General features: G+C 44.7%; 1 protein-coding gene. It reads right to left on the reverse strand.

Translation table 11 applies throughout. The features are described from left to right. On the reverse strand, positions 1–4793 hold a 4793-nt coding region (locus QUB35_RS38390; protein WP_333148240.1), incomplete at both ends, for an FG-GAP-like repeat-containing protein.

Below are 4793 nucleotides of genomic sequence, written 5' to 3' on the forward strand. Positions count from 1 at the left end.
CCAGTCCCGTAAAAATACCGCTTGTCCAAAACAGGTTGATTCGACCCCGAAGCCACAAAATCAAACAGTACATTATCCCTGTCATAAACAAACCGAGTCTCATTACTCCCAACTTTCTTGGAAATGCGACGGTTCTGAGAATCATACTTAAACCCTACTTCCTGAGTAACATCCCCCCCAGCATTCCTATCAAAAACACCCGCCAAACGATTCCGATAATCCCACTCATACTCAGTCACCTTATTACTCGCAATCTCAGTTTTCCGAATCAGATTCCCTTCATCATCGTAAGCATAATTGTAAACACCATCAGAATTCAATTGATTGTTACTTCCGGTCTGATATCCAGAATTAGTCCGATTCCCATTCGCATCGTAACTGAAACTTTCATCCGGCTTGTTGCTATTAGAATGGTCAGCAACCGTCAACTGATTGTTCTTGTCGTAGGTGTAATTAGTTACCCCGTCAACATCTGTAATCTTCGTAATCCGATTTCCATTGTCGTAATCGAAGTCATAAGAAACCCCGCTACCGTGACTCAGAACATCCAAACGATTCTTAGCATCGTAAGTGTAGGTACTTCCCCTCACCAACTGACTGCCGCTTAAATCAGAATAACGATTCACCGACTTGATCTGACCGATATCATCGTAACCAAAATCCACCCGTTTCGACGCCACACCATTACCGCTTTGAGTAACTTGGCTAACCCGGTTTAGCGTGTCATAACTATAAGCAGTATTCCCCTTAGCTGCGCCGTTAATCGTATCGCTGACAGACAGCAGATTATCTTCGTCATCGTAGGTGTAGTTTAACAGAACATTCGGTACCCCTGGCGTCCCCGTATTATCGACAGCAATTTGCCGTCCTTTCGGGTCGTAACTAAACTGGTAAGTGGAATCAGGGTCTTTAATAGATGTTAGCTGACTTGCTGCATCGTAAGTAGAAGTAATTGTCCGAATCGGATTACCAGTAGTATTCAGCCAATTTTCTGCCGTCTCCCGATTTAGTGCATCGTAAGTAAAGGAACGGACGCGGTTGTTGCGGTCAGTAATGCGAGTGAGATTGCCGACATCATCGTACTCAAAAGCGCGAGTTTTACCAAATTGATTCGTTTCCGATTTTAACCAATTTCGGGCATCGTAAACGAAGTTAGTCGTATTATTTACTGGGTCTTTGATGGATGTGACATTGCCAACATCATCATATTCAGTGGTAGTGGTTCCAGATGGATTTAAAGCATCTATGACGCGAGTCTGCCGATTTCTGGAATCGTAAACGTATTGAGTCTTGTTATTATTCCCATCAATTTCAGCAGTAACATTTCCCACCTTATCGTACTCAGTTTTGCTCGTACTAGCAATAGTAGTCTGTGCCGCTTGAGTAACATCAGTCCGCCTTCCCAACTCATCATACTTGTACTCAGTCCGGTTATTATTAGCATCAACTTGAGCCACCATTTGATTAGCAACATTATACTCAAAACGAGTAACTTTCTCACTAGGGTCAACCTCCCGAATTAACCGGCCCCGTGCATCATAAACCTTGTTAGTTCGGTTGCCTTTTGCATCAAAACTCGCCGTCTGATTGTTATCCGAATCGTACCGCATCTTTTCCTTAGAACCATCAGGATTCACCGTTTCAACCAACCGATTCCGACTGTCATACCGATACTCAGTCTTCCTTCCCAACGGGTCAACCATCAATACCTGATTCCCATTCAAATCATACTCATAACTCGTCACGGGCGATGTCAGCGGCCCGCTGCCATCCGGGTCAGGAGCCGTCACCTTAACGAGCTGATTCATGATATTATAATCAGACTCAGTACGGTTGCCCTTCTCATCAATTGTTGCCGTCTGATTTCCCGCACCATCATACTCAAACTGCTGCGTTGCTTCATCAGGAGTCGCAGAGGCAAACGTCGTCTTCTTCAATTGATTCATCGCATCGTATTCGTACTCAGTGCGGATGCCATTTTCATCAATTACTGCCTTTTGATTCCCCGCAGCATCGTACTCAAACTGCTGCACCGCTTCATCAGGAGTCCCAGAGGCAACAGTAATCTTAACCAACTGGTCTTTATCGTTATAATCGTAATCTGTCACCCGTCCGTTGGGGTCAGTTTCAATGTCAATTAGATTTTTATTTGTGTAGGTATAGCTAGTAACAACATCATCGCTGTCGCCAACAGCACCTACTACGTTTGTAACTTTTCTTCTGTTACCAGTAAGCGGGTCAATTTCGTAAAGAGTTTGGCGGCCCAATTCATCAGTTTCGCTGGTTACTTGATTGAAAACTGGGTCGTAAGTATAACTCCGCTTGCCAGTACCACCTCCCTCACCAGCTTGCACAGTATTGTTTAAACGAACATTAACTCCACTACCAGCGAAGATTAAATCCAAATCGCTATCTTGATCGATATCTGCTAATGCCACAGCCTGATCGGAGGCATAGAAATAATAATTATCATCACTTGGAATTGCCAAAGTACCGTTACCATTGTTTAAAAATACACTTTCTAAACCATAACCCTGACCGGAAATAACTGCATCCAAATCTCCATCTCCATCCACATCCCCTACCGCTACGGACAAAGGATTATGAAAATCTCCCGTTATTGACTCAATTGAGTAATTAGTTGCCACACCAAAACTACCATCGCCATTGCTCAATAATACAGATACGTCATTGTTTAAAGATGCAGAAACGTTCGAGTCACGTTTGTTTGCAGTAATGATGTCATTATTGCCATCCCCATTCAAATCTCCCACAGCTACAGATACCGCCCCAACATTCACGGAGTAATTACTTTGGGCGGCAAAAGTACCGCTGCCATTTCCCAACAATACTGACACCCTACCGCTAGCAGGATTAGTGTCGCTAGAAGGGCTGGCGGCAATGATATCTAAATTTCCATCTTTATTTAGATCGTTCAAAGTTACAAATTCTGGCGACGAATTCAGTGCGATATTCGTGCTGGTGGCCAAAGTACCATTGCCATTCCCCAACAGCACGGACAAGCTATTGGTGCTAGAATTATTAGCAGTAACGACATCATTTTTACCATCTTTATTTACGTCTCCCACAGCTACGGATAAAGCACCAGAAGCTACGGGATAATTATTAGCTTGAGGGGTAAAATTGCCCGAACCATCGCCCAACAATACTGACACCCGGCCTGCATTAGGAGTAGTACCACCAAAAGAACTGACAGTAATGATATCTAAATTGAGATCGCCATTCAAATCCCCTAAAGCTATGGAGTTTGGGCTGTCGCTTACAGTGTAATCTCTGACGCCAAAAGTGCCATCGCCGTTACCCAACAACACTGATACACTGTTGCCATAACCAGCAGTAACAATATCAACAGTGCTGTTATCGTTGACATCTCCTACTGCAATAACCCTAGCATTCGCGTTTATATAATTTCTCGGCCCAAACAACTGACCGTCGTTGTTATTTGGGGGTGTTTGAGGCGTACCGGAAAGGGAATCCGAAATGCTTTTCACATTTCCTTTAGCATCGTACTCGTAAGAGGTAGTATTGCCCCGCGCGTCAGTCTTTTTCGTCACTAAGAAATTCTGATTTCGCTCAAAGGTAGGTTTATTTCCCCCTCCATCTTTTGCCGAAACAACTTGACCTGTTTGGTCGAGAATCTGAGTAACTACCCCACCGCTACCATCAGCATAACTTGCCTCTATTACTGTACTTAAAGGTTGAGCTACAGGCGCATTCAAAGGATTAGTTGTATCCTCCTTCCGATAAAGTCCTTGTACCTGTACTGGTGCCACCTGCAACTGCGAACCGTCTTTACGAATTCCTCCCGTTGCTCTACCTGCAAAGTCGTATAATGTTTGTTCGGAAAATCCTCGTTTGTCTACTTCTTTTGTGATGTGACGTTCGCTGTCGTAGCTAAACGTCCGCGCTTTGGTATCGGGGTCAACAATCTTTTGCAAGTTGCCGGCACCGTCGTATTCTAACTTCGTCAACCGTCCAGCCGGGTCTTCTATTTGACTTACTTTACCGTTTGCATAGGTCAACTTGGTAATCAACCCAGCTACGTCGATGATTTGGGACAACTCACCGGATGAATTGTAAGTATATTTGGTTTCGTCGCCGTTGGCTTCTTTAACCGAAACCAGACGCTTGGCGGTATTGAAACTGTAAACAGTTTTGTCAGTTAAGGTGCGGGTAAACGTGCCGTCTGCCAGTTTCTCTAATTTAGAGAAATCCCCTGGAGGAGATACGTAGCCTCCGCCTGCTGCTGTGGATTTGTCAAATACCAATTCGCTGCCGTCACCGTCAATTAACAATAATGAAGAGTCGGAATTTTCTACTAATTCCTGCCATCCAGCTATTCCCCAACCGCTGCCGAAAGGACTGTTAATTGTGTTGACTGAAACTAACTTATCCTTCGTGTCGGTTGAAGAACCCGCAAAAATAGTACCCGTAAATCGGCGGATGCCGCTGTTAATAGTATAGTCGTACTGACCCGAAGGCAAGGCACTCATATCGACTTGCAACGCTGCGTCGATGGGACCTCCATTAGAGGGCATTGACCAGAAGTGTTCGCCTCCGGTTAAACTGTATTGGTTGCCGGAATATCCGGGTATTTGATATTTGAATTTGCCTGCATCTACGGTTAATTTAGCAACTAATTTTTGCGCGGCATCGGCGGGGGCGTTATTGTAGCCGAAGTGGACGATCTGTCTGGGGTCTGCTCTGAGAGAATCGTAGGTTAGAGTTAAGCTGCGGGTTTCTCCCATTGACTGGTAAGGTACGAGGTCGTG

It is taken from the genome of Microcoleus sp. B13-B6 (assembly GCF_036705405.1).
Taxonomy (GTDB): Bacteria; Cyanobacteriota; Cyanobacteriia; order Cyanobacteriales; family Microcoleaceae; genus Microcoleus.